The sequence below is a fragment of the Algibacter amylolyticus genome (genome assembly GCF_014202225.1).
GTDB classification, from domain to species: domain Bacteria; phylum Bacteroidota; class Bacteroidia; order Flavobacteriales; family Flavobacteriaceae; genus Algibacter_B; species Algibacter_B amylolyticus.
Genome location: NZ_JACHGE010000001.1, coordinates 291441 through 307485, shown reverse-complemented (window position 1 = coordinate 307485; position 16045 = coordinate 291441). Strand labels below are relative to the sequence as shown.

Annotated in this window: 16 protein-coding genes; 8 read left to right on the top strand and 8 right to left on the bottom strand. The window is 34.7% G+C overall.

Annotation, left to right across the window (positions count from 1 at the left end; genetic code table 11):
* Positions 1-88: 88 nt before the first annotated feature.
* Positions 89-1504 carry a KAP family P-loop NTPase fold protein gene (locus tag HNQ90_RS01365; protein WP_144114864.1) on the top strand — a complete coding sequence of 472 codons (1416 nt, stop codon included), beginning with the start codon at positions 89-91 and terminating at the stop codon, positions 1502-1504.
* Between the two features lie 5 nt (positions 1505-1509).
* Here HNQ90_RS01365 and HNQ90_RS01360 read toward each other — a convergent pair whose 3' ends face one another.
* The 4 genes from HNQ90_RS01360 to HNQ90_RS01345 all read right to left on the bottom strand — a co-directional run bounded on the left by HNQ90_RS01360 (position 1510) and on the right by HNQ90_RS01345 (position 4043).
* Positions 1510-2097: a uracil-DNA glycosylase family protein gene (locus HNQ90_RS01360; protein WP_144114863.1), complete on the bottom strand. Its 588-nt coding sequence runs from the start codon at positions 2095-2097 to the stop codon at positions 1510-1512.
* 46 nt (positions 2098-2143) lie between these two features.
* A complete protein-coding gene (locus tag HNQ90_RS01355) occupies positions 2144-2488 on the bottom strand; it encodes a HopJ type III effector protein (protein WP_144114862.1) in 345 nt (114 codons plus the stop codon).
* A gap of 15 nt (positions 2489-2503) precedes the next feature.
* Positions 2504-3178, bottom strand: a complete 675-nt coding sequence (gene rsmI / locus HNQ90_RS01350) for a 16S rRNA (cytidine(1402)-2'-O)-methyltransferase (RefSeq protein WP_144114861.1) — start codon at positions 3176-3178, stop codon at positions 2504-2506.
* A gap of 103 nt (positions 3179-3281) precedes the next feature.
* Positions 3282-4043, bottom strand: a complete 762-nt coding sequence (locus HNQ90_RS01345) for a hypothetical protein (protein WP_144114860.1) — start codon at positions 4041-4043, stop codon at positions 3282-3284.
* 108 nt (positions 4044-4151) lie between these two features.
* Here HNQ90_RS01345 and HNQ90_RS01340 point away from each other — a divergent pair, with 108 nt between their 5' ends.
* The 7 genes from HNQ90_RS01340 to HNQ90_RS01310 all read left to right on the top strand — a co-directional run bounded on the left by HNQ90_RS01340 (position 4152) and on the right by HNQ90_RS01310 (position 12045).
* Positions 4152-4799, top strand: a complete 648-nt coding sequence (locus HNQ90_RS01340; protein WP_144114859.1) for a thymidine kinase — start codon at positions 4152-4154, stop codon at positions 4797-4799.
* On the top strand, positions 4792-5898 hold the full coding sequence (gene alr / locus HNQ90_RS01335; protein ID WP_144114858.1) for an alanine racemase: 1107 nt from the start codon (positions 4792-4794) through the stop codon (positions 5896-5898). Before HNQ90_RS01340 ends, alr begins: the two co-directional genes overlap by 8 nt.
* Before the next feature lie 77 nt (positions 5899-5975).
* Positions 5976-6383 (top strand): large conductance mechanosensitive channel protein MscL, encoded by a 408-nt coding sequence (mscL, locus tag HNQ90_RS01330; RefSeq protein ID WP_144114857.1) that lies wholly within the window; start codon positions 5976-5978, stop codon positions 6381-6383.
* Between the two features lie 139 nt (positions 6384-6522).
* Positions 6523-7512, top strand: coding sequence for an aspartate-semialdehyde dehydrogenase (locus HNQ90_RS01325; RefSeq protein WP_144114856.1), 990 nt, complete (start codon positions 6523-6525; stop codon positions 7510-7512).
* 131 nt (positions 7513-7643) lie between these two features.
* Positions 7644-9692 carry a prolyl oligopeptidase family serine peptidase gene (locus HNQ90_RS01320; protein ID WP_144114855.1) on the top strand — a complete coding sequence of 683 codons (2049 nt, stop codon included), beginning with the start codon at positions 7644-7646 and terminating at the stop codon, positions 9690-9692.
* A gap of 59 nt (positions 9693-9751) precedes the next feature.
* Positions 9752-10666, top strand: coding sequence for an ABC transporter ATP-binding protein (locus tag HNQ90_RS01315; RefSeq protein WP_144114854.1), 915 nt, complete (start codon positions 9752-9754; stop codon positions 10664-10666).
* A 14-nt stretch (positions 10667-10680) separates the two neighbouring features.
* Positions 10681-12045, top strand: coding sequence for a hypothetical protein (locus HNQ90_RS01310; protein WP_144114853.1), 1365 nt, complete (start codon positions 10681-10683; stop codon positions 12043-12045).
* Between the two features lie 7 nt (positions 12046-12052).
* Here the strand turns inward: HNQ90_RS01310 and HNQ90_RS01305 are convergent, their stop codons facing one another.
* The 4 genes from HNQ90_RS01305 to accC form a co-directional block, all read right to left on the bottom strand.
* Positions 12053-12514 carry a 3-oxoacyl-ACP synthase gene (locus HNQ90_RS01305; protein ID WP_144114852.1) on the bottom strand — a complete coding sequence of 154 codons (462 nt, stop codon included), beginning with the start codon at positions 12512-12514 and terminating at the stop codon, positions 12053-12055.
* Entirely contained in the window at positions 12507-13232 is a 726-nt protein-coding gene (gene mtgA / locus HNQ90_RS01300; protein ID WP_244962205.1) for a monofunctional biosynthetic peptidoglycan transglycosylase, read from the bottom strand. The genes HNQ90_RS01305 and mtgA overlap by 8 nt, the downstream gene beginning before the upstream one ends.
* Positions 13232-14344, bottom strand: a complete 1113-nt coding sequence (locus HNQ90_RS01295) for an NAD(P)/FAD-dependent oxidoreductase (protein WP_144114851.1) — start codon at positions 14342-14344, stop codon at positions 13232-13234. Before HNQ90_RS01295 ends, mtgA begins: the two co-directional genes overlap by 1 nt.
* Before the next feature lie 301 nt (positions 14345-14645).
* The gene (gene accC, locus HNQ90_RS01290; RefSeq protein WP_144114850.1) at positions 14646-15998 is read right to left on the bottom strand and encodes an acetyl-CoA carboxylase biotin carboxylase subunit; all 1353 of its coding nucleotides are present in this window, start codon (positions 15996-15998) and stop codon (positions 14646-14648) included.
* Positions 15999-16045: the final 47 nt, after the last annotated feature.

Here is a 16045-nt window from a genome sequence, read left to right as displayed (position 1 = left end):
AAGGGGAGGTTTTTATTGTTTACAACTTCAGTATGAAGCATTACTATATAACATATATCTTTTCTACATTAGATGTAAATTTTTTATTATGAATCTAAGACATAAAGACCTATATATTCCTAAAGAAAAAACAGAAGACCCATTCGCAAATTGTAAATTAGAAAGAAAACCATACGCTCAAATCCTAACACAAATAGTGTCTAACTATGCTGATGGATTCGTTCTTGCTATCAATAACCCCTGGGGCGAAGGAAAGTCTACTTTTGTGAAAATGTGGCAGCAACAACTATGTAACGAAGGCTATACAACGTTATATTACAACGCGTGGGAAAATGATTTCGAGAAAGATGTGTTAGTAGCCTTAATATCAGAACTAGCCGAGATTAAAAACAAACCAGTTAACACTTTTAACAAAGTAATTGACAAAGTAGTACCATTAACTAGTAAGCTTTTGCCTTTAATAGCAAAGCATATGGCTAAAAGAACAATTGGAGACGAAGCAACTAATTCAATAATTGAAGGAGTTGTTGAATATGGTGCTCAAGAATTAAAGGACGAAATAAAATCATATACTTCGAAGAAAAAAAGCATTCAAGATTTCAAGGATACTTTAGAGGTCTTTGTAAATGAAGTTGGAAAGGAAAAACCTGTTATATTTATAATTGATGAATTGGATAGATGTCGTCCCAATTATGCTGTTGAAGTTTTAGAACAAATTAAACACTTATTTTCCGTTCCAGGAATCGTTTTTGTTCTTTCAATTGATAAAATTCAACTAGGCCATGCTGTAAAAGGGGTATACGGTAATGACAATATTGATTCAAATGAATATTTAAGAAGATTTATTGATATTGAGTATTCAATTCCTGTTCCAAATAAGCGATTACTGTGTAATTACTTTTATGAGTATTTTGAATTTTCAGTTTTTTTTAAAACGACCTATAGGGAAAGAAGAAATAATAATGATTCCTATAATTTTATTGAACTTTCTCACAAGCTATTTAGTAAAACTAATTTAAGAATTAGACAAATTGAAAAGATTTTTGCACATGCAAGATTAGCCTTGAAATCCTTTGGAAATAAAGAAACCGTTTTCCCTAAGCTCTTTTTACTATTAATTTTTTTAAAAAACCATCACAGTAATATCTATAATAATATTAAAGTTAAAAAATACACACTACAAGAGCTAATTGATACATTTGAAAATCTACTTCCTAATAAAATCACTGACGATGAATATTCAAACCCCATTCTATATACAATAGTTGAATTGGCGGTATTTTATCACAACTATTATCAAAAAGAAAACCACCCTAAACTTAATGTTTTAAAAAAGGATAATGAACTAAAAGAAACTTTAGCGTTTAATTCAAAATTTGACAAAAGCGAAAACCAACAAATATTGATAGGTCATTATTATAATTTAAAGAGAAAATATATTCTAGAAAACCTTAATATACATTCATTAATAAAAAAAATAGACTTATTAGAACCAATAAGTTAGGTGTATTAATTTATATAATCATTAAAAATTAGTCTCCCCACCCTTTCCCTCAAAACCGGCAACACCTCAACCTCAAACCAAGGATTTTTAGTTAGCCAAAACCTGTTTCTAGGCGAAGGATGCGGCAACGGCAAATATTTGGGCAGGTAGTCTTGAAAATTATCTACAGTTTCTGTTAAGTTTTTTTTAGCTCTTTTGCCTAAATAATATTTTTGAGCATACATACCAATTAAAATAACGAGTTCTACATTTTTAAGCTCGTTAAGTAGCGGTTTATGCCATTGTGGTGCACATTCTGGTCGCGGCGGTAAATCGCCCGTTTTTCCTTTTCCGGGATAACAAAACCCCATAGGAATTATGGCGAACTTGGTTTCATTATAAAAATCTTTAGTTGAAACATTAAGCCATTTACGCAATTGTTTGCCGCTTGCATCGTCCCAAGGAATTCCCGAAGCATGTACTTTTGTTCCGGGAGCTTGACCAATAATTACAATTTTAGAATCTGGGTGTGCAGAAACCACAGGTCGTGGGCCTAAAGCTAAATGCTCTGCACAAATGGTGCATTGTTTTATATTATCGAGTAAATCTTGCATTTAGCTTTAGCTCCTAGAACTCATTAAGAAATTCAAATTGTAAGTTTTATTTCTCGGTTAACGGATTCCCTTCAAAACTTAAACCATTAAAACCGGTATTCATAAAATTTCTAATGTTTTGGTGTCCCGTTCCATTAGGGTCTTTTAAAACCTCATCAAAATAATACTGCCCAAAACAAGCTAATGTTTCGTCTTTAGAAAAACCTTGCGCTTTAGCAAAGGCAAATAATTTACAAGAGCCCGAATTTTGTCCCTCGGCATTTTCTAGAGTTCCGTTTTTAAATGCTGTAGGCTCAAATTTGTAATTTTCTTCAATAACGCTCATGGTTTCGGTAAACGCTATGGCAGTTGGGTCTTCTTTTAATTTCTTCTTGAACGATTCTAAATTCATTGTAATACTTTAAATCTATTTAACTTTTCCTCCAACAATAACAACAATTTCGCCTTTTGGAGGTTTATTGGTATAATATTCTAATACTTCTTTGGCTGTACCTCGAATGGTTTCTTCAAATAGTTTTGTTAATTCTCTTGAAACCGATACTTGTCTTTCTTCTCCAAAATACTCGCAAAAATGCCCTAAGGTTTTTACTAGTTTATGCGGACTTTCGTAAAAAATCATAGTTCTAGTTTCTTCTGCTAAAAGCAAAAGCCGTGTTTGTCGGCCTTTTTTAACAGGTAAAAAACCTTCGAACACAAACTTATCATTTGGCAATCCAGAATTTACCAATGCCGGCACAAATGCTGTGGCTCCAGGTAAACAATCTACTTCTATACCATTTTCAATACAGGCACGCGATAGTAAAAACCCGGGATCTGAAATGGCTGGTGTTCCCGCATCGCTAATTAGCGCCACGGTAGTTCCGCTTTTTAATTTTTGAATTATACTTTCAACCGTTTTATGCTCATTATGCATGTGGTGCGACTGCATGTGAGTTGAAATTTCGAAATGTTTTAAGAGTTTTCCTGAGGTTCTGGTGTCTTCGGCTAGAATTAAATCGACATCTTTTAGAACTTCAAGCGCCCTTAAGGTGATGTCTTTTAAATTTCCAATGGGTGTTGGAACTATATATAGTTTACTCATGTGTTAGTGATTGAAATGGTTAGCTTTTGGCGAGGCGCGCATCGAGCCAAAACTATGAATGAAAAGCACGACCGCGCTTTTTCTGCGCGGTAACACCCAAATATTAATTAAACTTTGCTTCTATAATGTGCATAAAACGCTCTTCGAACTCCTCTTTTCCTTCCCAATTATTATAATCTGGTTTAACCATTTGTACAATAAAGTTTTTGGCATTTTCATAGGTTACAAATGTATTTAATTGCGACAAAACACGATCGTAATCTTCACTTTTACCATCAAATAAGTGCTTAATAAATGCAATTTTATCGTTTAACCCAATGTTTAACCCGCCAATTTTAAGCTTATCATTCAAGGATTTTTTACCATTAGGAGGCACGCCGTTTTGTGAATTAGAAACAGGCTCAAAAACAGGAATGTCTCCAAACCCCGCAGTAATATCTTCTATGTTTTGTTGTTTTTCTGGTGTTTTAGGCACAAAGATATCCTCTTCGGCTGCCGCATTAGGTTGTTCGGCCTCTTCAGTTTCTTCTGGCATAAAAGCAACCATATCTTTAATTTTATTCATTACAGGCTCCATAATATCATCCTCTTCAACCGCATCAAGGTTTACATAAATTTTATCTTCAACCTCTATATTATCGCTTACTTTATTGTTGAAAGCCGTGTCTAACATACCAAAAAAGGACGAATCGTTGCCAATGGTTGGCAAATCGCCTTCAAAATTTTCGTGAGCAAATTTCATGACCGAAAGCTTCTCATAAAGCGCAGAAACCTCAGCATGCATTTTTAAAACATCTTCTTTTCCTTTTAATTTAAGAATCCTGTGTGCTATACTAACGAGTTCAGATTCAACCTTCTTCTTCATTGTTTATAAATTTTAAATTATTGCACTTTAGCCTTTTGTTTTTTTAATAAATTTACGTCACCTTTATACAAATGATAATCGACTACGAATTAGTGTTAAAATTACGAAATGTTTCTTGAAAATACAGTAAATCATAAAGAACAATTTGGATGGATAGAAGTAATCTGCGGCTCTATGTTTTCTGGAAAAACCGAAGAACTTATTCGTAGACTTAAACGGGCTCAATTTGCAAGGCAAAAAGTAGAGATCTTTAAACCTGCTATTGATGTCCGCTATGATGAAGAAATGGTGGTCTCACACGACGCCAACGAAATACGCTCTACACCTGTGCCTGCAGCAGCCAACATTCCTATTTTGGCCGATGGTTGCGATGTTGTAGGTATTGATGAAGCCCAATTTTTCGATGATGAAATTGTACGTGTTTGCAACGACTTAGCCAATAAAGGTATTCGTGTTATTGTGGCTGGCTTAGATATGGATTTTAAAGGCAACCCATTTGGTCCAATGCCTAATTTAATGGCTACTGCCGAGTATGTTACTAAAGTACATGCCGTTTGTACTAGGACTGGCAATTTAGCCCAGTATAGCTACAGAAAAAATCAAAATGAAAATCTTGTTTTACTTGGCGAGGTTAATGAGTACGAGCCTTTAAGTAGAGCAGCATATTACAAAGCCATGCTACGCGAAAAGGTAAAAAACATGAAGGTTAATGAGGTTGAAGAAGTAAACACTAAACCAAAAAACTCCAATGCCTAAAGCACAAGAAACAGTGCTTGAAATAGATTTAAAAGCGCTAAAACAAAACTTTGAACACCTAAAATCTAAGCTACAACCCAACACCAAATTTTTAGCCGTTGTTAAGGCTTTTGCCTATGGTAGTGATGCCTGTGAAATAGCCAATTATTTACAAGGTTTAAACGCAGACTATTTTGCTGTAGCTTATATTAAAGAGGGTATTACCCTGCGAAAAGCTGGTATTACCAAACCTATTTTAGTGCTCCATCCGCAATCTGTAAACTTTAAAGCCTTATTAGATTATAACTTAGAGCCTAGTTTATATAACACCAAAATTTTAAACGAATTTATAGGGTTCGCTTCCGCGGAAAAACAAACTAACTATCCAATTCATATTAAATTTAATACAGGATTAAACCGGTTAGGATTTTCAGAACATGAAGTAAACTCTATAGTTATTAAAGTTAAAGAAACTGTAGCTGTACATGTTACATCGCTGTTTTCTCATTTGGCTGCTAGCGAAGACTTAAACGAAAAAGAATTCTCTTTAAACCAAATACAAACCTTTAAAACCATTGCTGAAGGGTTTACAAATAAAATAGGTTACCAACCTATACTGCATATGTGCAATACTTCGGGCATATTAAATTACCCCGAGGCTCATTTTGATATGGTTAGAAGCGGTATTGGATTATATGGCTTTGGCAATTCTGTAAAAGAAAACCAGCACCTAACGCCAATTGCCACTTTAAAAACTATTATTTCTCAAATTCATACCATTAATAAAGGCGACTCGGTGGGCTATAATAGGGCGTATAAAAGTGAAGGTGTTTTAAAAACAGCTACGCTTCCCATTGGTCATGCCGATGGTATTGGAAGACCTTACGGTAACGGAAAGGGTTTCGTAAGTATAAATGGACAAAAAGCACCTATTATTGGTAATGTTTGTATGGACATGATTATGGTTAATATAACTAATATTGAATGCAATGAGGGCGACGAGGTTATTGTTTTTGGTAAACACGCCACCGCCGAAAACCTTGCTGCTAGTGCTAGCACCATCTCTTACGAGCTTATAACATCTATTTCGCAGCGGGTAAAACGTCTAATTATAAATTAATCAAATAGAAGATTAAACATATTGTGACTTTTTATGTAAATTGTGTCCTATTAAATACTAACTAAAAATTTAAAATTATGTTAAAAGAGTTTAAAGATTTTATCATGACGGGTAACGTTGTGGAATTTGCAGTTGCTGTAATAATGGCTGGAGCTATTGGAGGCGTTGTAAAAGGATTTGTCGATAATATTATCATGCCAATTGTAGGTCACTTCTCTGGCGGAATGGATTTTGCAGAATTAAAAATAGTTCTTGATGAGGCTGTTGTTAATGCTGAAGGTACTGTAACATCAGCGGAAAATGCTATTATGTGGGGATCTTGGGTTAACACGATTGTAAACTTACTAATTGTTGGTTTTGTTATGTTCTTGATTGTTAAAGCTTATAACAAAAGTAAAAAACCTGTTGAAGAAGCACCTGCTGCACCAGCTGGACCTTCTCAAGAAGAGTTATTAGCGGAAATAAGAGATTTACTTAAAAAATAACAAAGTGTTAATTAAATAACAACTTGTTATTTCTTGTTAAAAAGCCCTCGTTTTATTAAAATGAGGGCTTTTTTTATATTCTAAAATAGAATAAATAGTTAGTTTTGTCCACACAAATTTTTTTTAAATCTATAAAACGATGAGAGTAGCTGTAGTAGGTGCAACTGGAATGGTTGGCGAAGTAATGTTAAAAGTTCTTGCAGAACGTAATTTTCCTGTAACAGAGTTAATTCCTGTTGCTTCAGAACGTTCGGTTGGAAAAACATTAACCTATAAAGGAAAAGATTATACGGTAGTTGGATTAGAAACAGCAGTTTCTATGAAACCAGATATCGCTTTATTTTCTGCAGGTGGAGATACCTCATTAGAATGGGCTCCTAAATTTGCAGAAGTAGGAACAACAGTAGTTGATAATTCTTCGGCTTGGAGAATGGACCCAACTAAAAAATTAGTAGTTCCAGAAATTAATGCTCACGAATTAACTAAAGAAGACAAAATTATTGCCAACCCTAATTGTTCTACAATTCAATTAGTAATGGCATTAAATCCGCTTCATAAAAAATATAAAATGAAACGCGTTGTGGTATCCACTTACCAATCGGTTTCAGGTACAGGTGTTAAGGCTGTGCGTCAATTAGAAAATGAAATTGCAGGTATTGAAGGCGAAATGGCATACCCTTATCCAATTGGAAGAAATGCATTACCGCATTGCGATGTTTTTGAAGACAACGGGTACACTAAAGAGGAAATGAAATTAGCTAGAGAACCTCAAAAAATTATGAACGATAGATCGTTTTCTATTTCGGCAACCGCAGTTAGAATTCCTACCGCAGGAGGGCACTCGGAATCTGTTAATGTTGAGTTTGAAAATGATTTCGATTTAGCTGAAGTAAGACAACTTTTAAGCGAAACACCAGGTGTTGTAGTTCAAGATAATACAGCAACTAACAGCTACCCAATGCCAATTTTTGCTCACGATAAAGATGAAGTTTTTGTGGGTAGAATACGAAGAGACGAAACGCAACCAAACTCATTAAACATGTGGATTGTTGCCGATAACCTTCGTAAAGGTGCTGCAACAAACACGATTCAAATTGCAGAATATTTAATTGAAAACAAACTAGTATAATATACTTTATCAACTAAACAAACCAATTTTAGCCTCTTTAATTAACGTAAAGAGGCTTTTTTATTATAGCTTTGTAGTAAAAAAGATACTTCTCCCTATTTAATCATCATTTTTAAATTTTAAAACACCACGTGAAATATCCTTTTACTAAATCAGTTGATGTTACAGACACCTATTTTGGAGTTGAAGTTAAAGATCCTTACCGATGGTTAGAGGACGATAGAAGTTTAGAAACCAAGACTTGGGTTGAAACACAAAACGAGGTTACTAGCGCATATTTAGATAAAATTCCATACCGAGCGCAGCTAAAAAACCGATTAGAAACCTTATGGAATTACGAAAAAATTAGCGCCCCTTTTAAAGAAGGCCATTTTATCTACTTTTCTAAAAACGATGGTTTACAAAACCAAGACGTTATATACCGAAAGCAAAATGAAAATAGTCAAGCTGAAGTTTTTCTAGATCCTAATACGTTTTCTAAAGATGGTACTGTTTCATTAGGTGCCATAAGTTTTTCTAAAAATGGTAAGTTTTTAGCCTACACCATATCAGAAGGAGGAAGCGATTGGAGAAAAGTTTTTGTTATGGATGCTGTAAGCAAAACCATAATTGAAGAGGCTCTAACTAATGTAAAATTTTCTCAAATTTCGTGGTATAAAGATGAAGGCTTTTATTATTCTAGCTACGACAAACCCGAAGGCAGTGAGCTTTCGGCTAAAACAGACCAGCATAAAATATATTATCACAAATTAAGAACACCCCAAGAAAATGATGTTATAATTTATGGAGATAAACCAGAAGAAAAACACCGCTATATTTATGCAAAAGTAACCGAGGATAACCGGTTTTTGGTGTTAACCCCACGCGTATCCACATCCGGAAATAAAGTTTTTATAAAAGATCTTTCTAACCCAAATGCTGCCTTAAAAACAATAATTAACAATACAGAAACAGACACTTACCTTATTGACAATGCGGGAGACGCGCTATTTCTATTAACCAATTTAAACGCTCCTAATAAAAAGGTAGTTCGAGTAAATTTTAATACTCCAGATCCTAAACATTGGGAAGATGTCATTCCAGAAACCAATCAGGTTTTAACCATTGCCAAAAGTGGCGAGTATTTTTTTGCGCATTACATGGTAAACGCCATTTCTAAAGTAAAACAATACACATACAACGGCGAATTTATTAGAGATATTAAACTACCTGGTTTAGGCACATCAAGTGGTTTTGGCAGCAAAAAGGATGAGCTGTCGTGCTACTTCTCTTTCTCCAACTACTGCACGCCTAGTAGTATTTATAAATTCGATTTAAAAACTGGCAATTACACACCGTATTGGCAACCTTCAATAGATTTTAATAGTAACCATTTTGAAAGTCATCAGGTCTTTTATACATCCAAAGATGGCACTAAAATCCCTATGATAATTACCCACAAAAAAGGGATTAACTTAAATGGCAAAAACCCCACTATTTTATACGGTTACGGCGGTTTTAACATAAGCCTTACACCTGCTTTTAGCATAACTAATGCGGTTTGGCTAGAACAAGGTGGCGTCTTAGCTGTACCTAATATTCGTGGCGGTGGCGAATACGGTAAAACATGGCACGATGCCGGCACGAAATTGCAAAAACAAAATGTATTTGACGACTTTATCGCTGCCGCGGAATACTTAATAGCTAACAATTATACCACCTCTAAATATTTAGCATTACGTGGTGGATCAAATGGTGGGTTATTAGTTGCTGCTGTTATGACACAGCGCCCAGACTTAGCTAAAGTTGTTTTACCAGCAGTTGGTGTTTTAGATATGTTACGCTACCATACCTTTACAGCGGGAGCAGGTTGGGCGTACGATTATGGCACTGCCGAAGACAGTAAAGCCATGTTCGATTATTTAAAAGCATACTCGCCATTACACAATATAAAAAAAGGTGTTGCATATCCTGCCACACTAATAACAACAGGCGATCATGACGATAGAGTGGTGCCGGCCCACAGTTTTAAATTTGCAGCCGAATTACAAGCTAAGCAAACAGGCAACAACCCTACTTTAATTAGAATTGAAACCAATGCAGGCCATGGTGCAGGAACACCTGTTAGCAAAACCATAGCCCAATATGCAGATATTTTTGGGTTTACATTAAACAATATGGGGTATACGCTTGAAAATTAAATACTATTAATGCCTGCTAAATTTAGCCAAAGCATTTTTTATGTTATTTTTGTTAACCTATGTTACACGTAAAAAACCTAACGTTTTCTTATAACAAAACTCCTGTTTTAAAAGCTATTTCTTTTGATGCACTACAAGGCGAACATGTTGCTATTATAGGAGAAAGTGGCTCTGGAAAAAGCACCTTATTAAAGGTTTTATATGGAGAATATGATTTAGATGAAGGACATGTTTTCTGGAATGATGAAGAAATTTTAGGTCCAAAATACAACCTTGTTGTTGGCTACGATTTTATGAAATATGTGGCACAAGAATTTGACTTAATGCCTTTTATAACGGTTGAAGAAAACATAGGTAAATTCCTGTCTCGTTTTTATCCTGAAGAAAAACAAAGACGTACTGACGAATTACTAGAAGTTGTCGAGCTTACTAAGTTTGCAAAAACAAAAGTAAAAACACTTAGCGGCGGTCAAAAACAACGTGTTGCCTTAGCACGTGCTTTAGCCAAACAACCCGAAATTATTTTGCTAGACGAGCCTTTTAGCCATATCGATAATTTTAAAAAACAAAGTCTTCGTAGAAGTGTTTTTAAATACTTAAAAGAAAATAATATTACCTGTGTTGTTGCCACGCATGATAAAGAAGATGTTTTAGGTTTTGCAGACCGTATGATTGTTCTAAATGATCATAAAATTGCAGTTAACGATTATCCCGAAACACTTTTTAAAAACCCTAAAACACCTTTAATTGCATCCTTTTTTGGCGAATTTAATGTCCTTAACAACAAAATAATTTATGCTCATCAATTAAGAGTTGTAGATAAATCAGATTTGAAGTCTACGGTTAAACGATCTTTTTTTAAAGGCCATTATTATTTAATTGAAGCCGAATTAAACGGCAAACACGTGTTTTTTGAATATAGCAAACAGGTTAGCGTAGGCAGCACATTATTCCTAAAAATAATCGAAGATTAAATAGAACTCTATACATGTTTGCTAAAAGAACTTTAAATGACAATGAATTAGCTTTTGTTTCTAGCCAAATAAACAGAACCAAAAAACTATTATTAGGCATGTTCGTTATACTTGCTGTAATAATTACTATTGTTGCCATTGTAATTTACAGCGAAGAAGACGAAAATCATGTCGTTATTAATATCATGTTTGGCGTTTTAATAATGCTCTTATATGGTATTAATTGGTTTGTAAAAGGCTACAAAGAACATGTAATAGATCCTACAATATATAAAGCAACTGGTTTTTACAAACGTATTTATGAGCAACACGGAAAAAACGGAAGGTATTACGACACTATAAACGGAGCTAAAGTAAAAATACCATGGCATTGGCGTAAATACTTAAAGTCTCTAAAAAACGAATCCTTTAGCTATGAGTATATTGTTAGAGATGGCGTTGTGGCTATTAATGAAGGCGCTTCACGTTATATCGTTTCTATTAACGACACCTTGTCTTTAGATTATGAAATTAAAAATGGTCTTAAAAAAGCCAAACCACTTTCATTTTTAAACATAGTAAGCGTAATATTAATTATTCCTGTAACTATAGCACTTTTTGCGAATAGAGATATAAAATACCTTAAAGACATTTGGCAACTTACGCAAACAAAGGAAGACATTGTTATTTTAAATAATGCCGATGAACTAACTACACTTCCAGGATCAAGGTATATACAACTAAATAACGCTTGGGTTTACCAGATTAAACGCCCTTACGATTTTAATGGAGAAAACTATGTGCTTTCTCAAGCAGAACGCGACCACATTTACAACAACCCATCTTCTGGCGCGTACTATCGTTATTATTTTAACCCCATACACCTTAAAAAGCCAGATAAAGAAAGCTTCAAAACTCAGCTAAAAAAGAATATGGATAAATTCGGGTTTAAAAAAAATATAGATTCTAGCCTTTGGGAAAAATCTATGGATCAAGCCTTTAAACTACAATTAAGAGATTTTAATAACCGGTTATATAAAGCCAAAAGACTAGATTCCATTTTAAACGTTTTAAAACCCAAAACACCCCTTTTTAAACTTTACGACAATTGTTTTAATACACCCGAAGAAAGCACCTATTCTATTAAAGCTAGTTTAGAAAAAACATTTGTAGTTCGTGGTTTTTATAACCCAAAAACTAAAACCATTTTAAGTTTTGAAGAACAAGATAAAGTAAAAAAAGACCTTAAAAACATTCTTGTATTTGTTGGTATTTGTGCATTACTAGCTATGGCTTTTTTAATAACAATTTTTAAAATAATAAGAAATACTATTATTAAAAGAAACCTTGTAGAAGCTCAACTAAATACTTTTTCTGGACCTGAAAGAATAGAGCGCTAAATTAGCTTTACAACACCTCTTTAACAACAAACGCTATGCCTCGAAAAGCAATAGACTCATTAACCTCTTTCCCCATTAATAACTGCCCAATAGGCGTATTAGGAGAAATAGCATAAAATTTGTCCTTGTTAACTGTTAATTCTCCTGCACTAATAGCTATATAATAATTAGCTTTTGTGGTATATACTGCACTTCCTAAACCAATTGTTTTAGAGTTTTTTTCGGTACTAATTTTAGACAATGCTTCTTTAACCTTCACTATTTCGGCCAGTTGATTTCCTGCTTTTTCTCGCTCTAGCTGAAGCATAGCACGACCGGTTTCATGCTTATCGCCAGCGCTACTTTTAGTTTCGCTAGTTAAGGATTCTTGAATTTCGTTAATGGTTCTTTGGACCGTTAACAGTCTGTTTTCAATAAACTGAAAACAGGCGTTATATAGGTTTTGCTTTATATTTAGAGGACTACTCATTTGTTTTAAAATCTAAGGTCCCAAAATAAACCATTTGTTTTACAATCCAGTTTTTTCTAGAGTTTATATAAGTAGTTGCTGGATGTGCAATGTATTTACGCGGATTTGGTAAAATAGCAGCAATTGCTGCGGCTTCTTGTTTAGATAATTGGGATGCTGGTTTTTTAAACCAATATTGCGAAGCGGCTTCTATACCGTAAATACCATTTCCCATTTCTATACTGTTTAAATATACTTCTAGAATACGCTGCTTAGTCCAAATTTTTTCTATTAAAAACGTAAAATAGGTTTCCAAGCCTTTGCGCAACCAACTACGCTGTGGCCATAAAAACACATTTTTTGCCGTTTGTTGACTTATGGTACTTCCGCCTTTAATTGCGTTTCCTTTTTTGTTGTTTTCGTATGCTTTTTCTATGGCTTTTAAATCGAAACCATTATGATTTAAGAATAATTGGTCTTCGCTACAAACTACAGCCAATAGAGCATTTTTTGAAATATTTTCCATAGCAACCCAATCGTGTTTCCAAACTATATCTTGACCATTTTGATATTGCTCGATACTTCTATTAACCATTAATGGCGTAGCCGGAACGGGCGCCTTTTTATACAAGAAAACCGTGACTACAGAAAGTACTACCAACCAGAAGATCGTTTTTAAAACAAATCGAAAAAATCGTTTTAGCAAACTCTCGCTATGCTTTTTATCTTTTAACGCCATTATACCAATTCCGCTAATTCTTTACCTATTAAACTACCAATTGCAACACCCATACCGCCAAGTCTTACACCACAAAACACATTAGTGCTTAGTTGCTTTACAACGGCTTTTTTTTGGTTGCCAACACCCATAATGCCGCTCCATCTGTTTTCAATTTCAAAAGCTGTTTCTGGTAAAATGATTGTTTTTAAAAGAGTTTCCAAGTGGATTTGTATTAAGGTTGTTTGTTTAAACTCGGTGGTTTCTTCGGTTTTAAAATCTAAATTTCGGCCACCACCAAGCAGAACTCTATTGTCTATATTCCGAAAATAATAATAGCCTTTATCTAAATGAAACGTGCCTTTTAGTTTTAAATTATTTATGGGTTTAGTTATTAGCACTTGGGCCCTTGCTGGCTTTACATGTTCTTTGATTAACTGTGATGCAAATCCGTTGGTAGCAATAAGAAGTTTTGATGCCGAAAACTCAAACTGATTGGTTTTTATTTTTACCGAATTGGCAACTTCTAAAAACTGCTCCACTTGCACATTATTTAAAATTTTGATGCCTTTAGAATTCACTTTTTCCAATAAGGCCTCCATCATTTTTCCGGTATCTATTTGCCCTTCAAGCTTATTGAAAACATATTGGCTATTTATATTTTTGAAATTGAAACTATTGTGTGTTATACTGAAAACATCGGTTTTAAAAAGCGGTTTTAGCCATGTATTAATGGCTTCTCTTTTAGATATACAGTCTTGAAATAGGGTTTTATTTGAGTTTAAAAACAACTCGTAACCGCCTAATTGCTTAAAATTAATTAGCTGGTCGCCTAAGGTTTGCCTTAATACGTTTAAGCCCTTTACACGCTTTTGAATGAGTTGAAGGACGTCTGCCTTGGAATGTGTTTTTAAATCGTCTAGTATTTCGCTTAGGCTTCCAAAACAGGCAAATCCTGCGTTTTTGGTACTGGCACCTTGTGGCAAGGTTCCTTTTTCGAGGATTAGAATTTTGGCTTTTGGAAACTTAGCTTTTAATTGTAAGGCACAGTTAAGACCTACAATACCACTACCAACTATGCAGTAATCGATATTTGAGAGCCATGATTTTATTTCCCAATATGAAAGGTTCATGAAGCTAAGTTATAATTTTTAATTGAAGTTTGAGTCTACGCTATGCCTTTTGAAAATTTAAGAAAGTTTACTTAACACCTTGCTTACCCCTAACTTATTTGAAGGAAAATTGTAATGGATTTGAATAGATTAAGAGTGACTGCGCACTGATGACTGAAAACAGCGGACTGGCCCGCGTTAGGGATTGCAGAGGAAAGCCCACAGCCCGACGAATGGAGGTGCGAGGACTTGTAATGGAAAGCCCGACCCTTGTGGTAACGCCATAAAAAAACTCCGAAATTGCTTCCGGAGTTTTATTTATTTATTCTTCTACTTGTTTTTCCATTTTAAAGTCTTCCATAAATTTAGTGGTATAATTACCTGCTAAATAATCTGGATGATCCATAAGTTGCCTATGGAATGGAATGGTAGTTTTTATGCCTTCTATAACGAACTCGTCTAAGGCACGTTTCATTTTATTAATGGCTTCTTCTCTGGTTTGCGCCGTTGTAATTAACTTAGCAATCATAGAGTCGTAGTTAGGCGGAATGGCATAACCTGCGTAAACATGCGTATCTAAACGTACACCATGCCCTCCTGGAGCGTGTAATGTTGTAATCATTCCTGGTGAAGGTCTGAAATCATTATACGGATCTTCGGCGTTAATTCTACATTCGATAGAATGTAATTTTGGGGTATAATTTTTACCTGAAATTGGCACGCCTGCTGCTACAAGAATTTGCTCGCGAATTAAATCGAAATCAATTACTTGCTCTGTAATAGGGTGCTCTACCTGAATACGCGTATTCATTTCCATGAAGTAGAAATTACGATGCTTATCTACCAAAAACTCAATGGTTCCTGCGCCTTCGTATTTAATATATTCTGCTGCTTTTACTGCTGCCTCTCCCATTTTTTTACGAAGTGCGGTTGTCATGAATGGAGACGGTACCTCTTCGGTTAATTTTTGGTGACGACGTTGTATCGAGCAATCTCTTTCTGATAAATGACAGGCTTTTCCGTTAGAATCGCCTACAATTTGAATTTCGATATGTCTTGGCTCTTCAATAAGCTTTTCCATATACATATCGTCGTTTCCAAAGGCTGCTTTAGATTCTTGTCTTGCAGAATCCCAAGCATCTTTAAGATTTTCTGGTTTGAAAACACCACGCATACCTTTACCTCCACCACCGGCAGAAGCTTTAAGCATAACAGGATAGCCGGTTTCTTCGGCTAATTTTTTACATTCCTCAAAATCTTTTATTACACCTTCACTACCTGGTACACATGGTACTCCGGCAGCTTTCATGGTTTCTTTGGCGTTTGCCTTATCTCCCATTCTATCAATCATTTCTGGAGATGCTCCGATAAATTTTATACCGTGCTCTTCACAAATTTTTGAAAATTTAGCGTTTTCTGACAGGAATCCGTAACCTGGATGAATGGCATCTGCATTAGTAATTTCTGCTGCAGATATAATATTAGACATTTTTAAATACGACTCACTACTTGCTGGTGGTCCTATACAAACGGCCTCATCGGCAAACTTAACATGCAGACTCGATTCGTCGGCAGTAGAGTATACCGCCACCGTTTTAATGCCCATTTCTTTACAGGTTCTAATAACACGAAGTGCTATTTCTCCTCTATTGGCAATTAATATTTTTTTAAACATACCTTTAAAATTAAAAATTACAAATTCCAACCGCCAAATTCCAAATA

Excerpts from the sequence above, each read along its gene's own strand:
- HNQ90_RS01365 (WP_144114864.1), top strand. The coding sequence starts at position 89 with ATGAATCTAAGACATAAAGACCTATATATTCCTAAAGAAAAAACAGAA.
- HNQ90_RS01360 (WP_144114863.1), bottom strand. The coding sequence starts at position 2,097 with ATGCAAGATTTACTCGATAATATAAAACAATGCACCATTTGTGCAGAG.
- HNQ90_RS01355 (WP_144114862.1), bottom strand. The coding sequence starts at position 2,488 with ATGAATTTAGAATCGTTCAAGAAGAAATTAAAAGAAGACCCAACTGCC.
- rsmI (WP_144114861.1), bottom strand. The coding sequence starts at position 3,178 with ATGAGTAAACTATATATAGTTCCAACACCCATTGGAAATTTAAAAGAC.
- HNQ90_RS01345 (WP_144114860.1), bottom strand. The coding sequence starts at position 4,043 with ATGAAGAAGAAGGTTGAATCTGAACTCGTTAGTATAGCACACAGGATT.
- HNQ90_RS01340 (WP_144114859.1), top strand. The coding sequence starts at position 4,152 with ATGTTTCTTGAAAATACAGTAAATCATAAAGAACAATTTGGATGGATA.
- alr (WP_144114858.1), top strand. The coding sequence starts at position 4,792 with ATGCCTAAAGCACAAGAAACAGTGCTTGAAATAGATTTAAAAGCGCTA.
- mscL (WP_144114857.1), top strand. The coding sequence starts at position 5,976 with ATGTTAAAAGAGTTTAAAGATTTTATCATGACGGGTAACGTTGTGGAA.
- HNQ90_RS01325 (WP_144114856.1), top strand. The coding sequence starts at position 6,523 with ATGAGAGTAGCTGTAGTAGGTGCAACTGGAATGGTTGGCGAAGTAATG.
- HNQ90_RS01315 (WP_144114854.1), top strand. The coding sequence starts at position 9,752 with ATGTTACACGTAAAAAACCTAACGTTTTCTTATAACAAAACTCCTGTT.
- HNQ90_RS01310 (WP_144114853.1), top strand. The coding sequence starts at position 10,681 with ATGTTTGCTAAAAGAACTTTAAATGACAATGAATTAGCTTTTGTTTCT.
- HNQ90_RS01305 (WP_144114852.1), bottom strand. The coding sequence starts at position 12,514 with ATGAGTAGTCCTCTAAATATAAAGCAAAACCTATATAACGCCTGTTTT.
- mtgA (WP_244962205.1), bottom strand. The coding sequence starts at position 13,232 with ATGGCGTTAAAAGATAAAAAGCATAGCGAGAGTTTGCTAAAACGATTT.
- HNQ90_RS01295 (WP_144114851.1), bottom strand. The coding sequence starts at position 14,344 with ATGAACCTTTCATATTGGGAAATAAAATCATGGCTCTCAAATATCGAT.
- accC (WP_144114850.1), bottom strand. The coding sequence starts at position 15,998 with ATGTTTAAAAAAATATTAATTGCCAATAGAGGAGAAATAGCACTTCGT.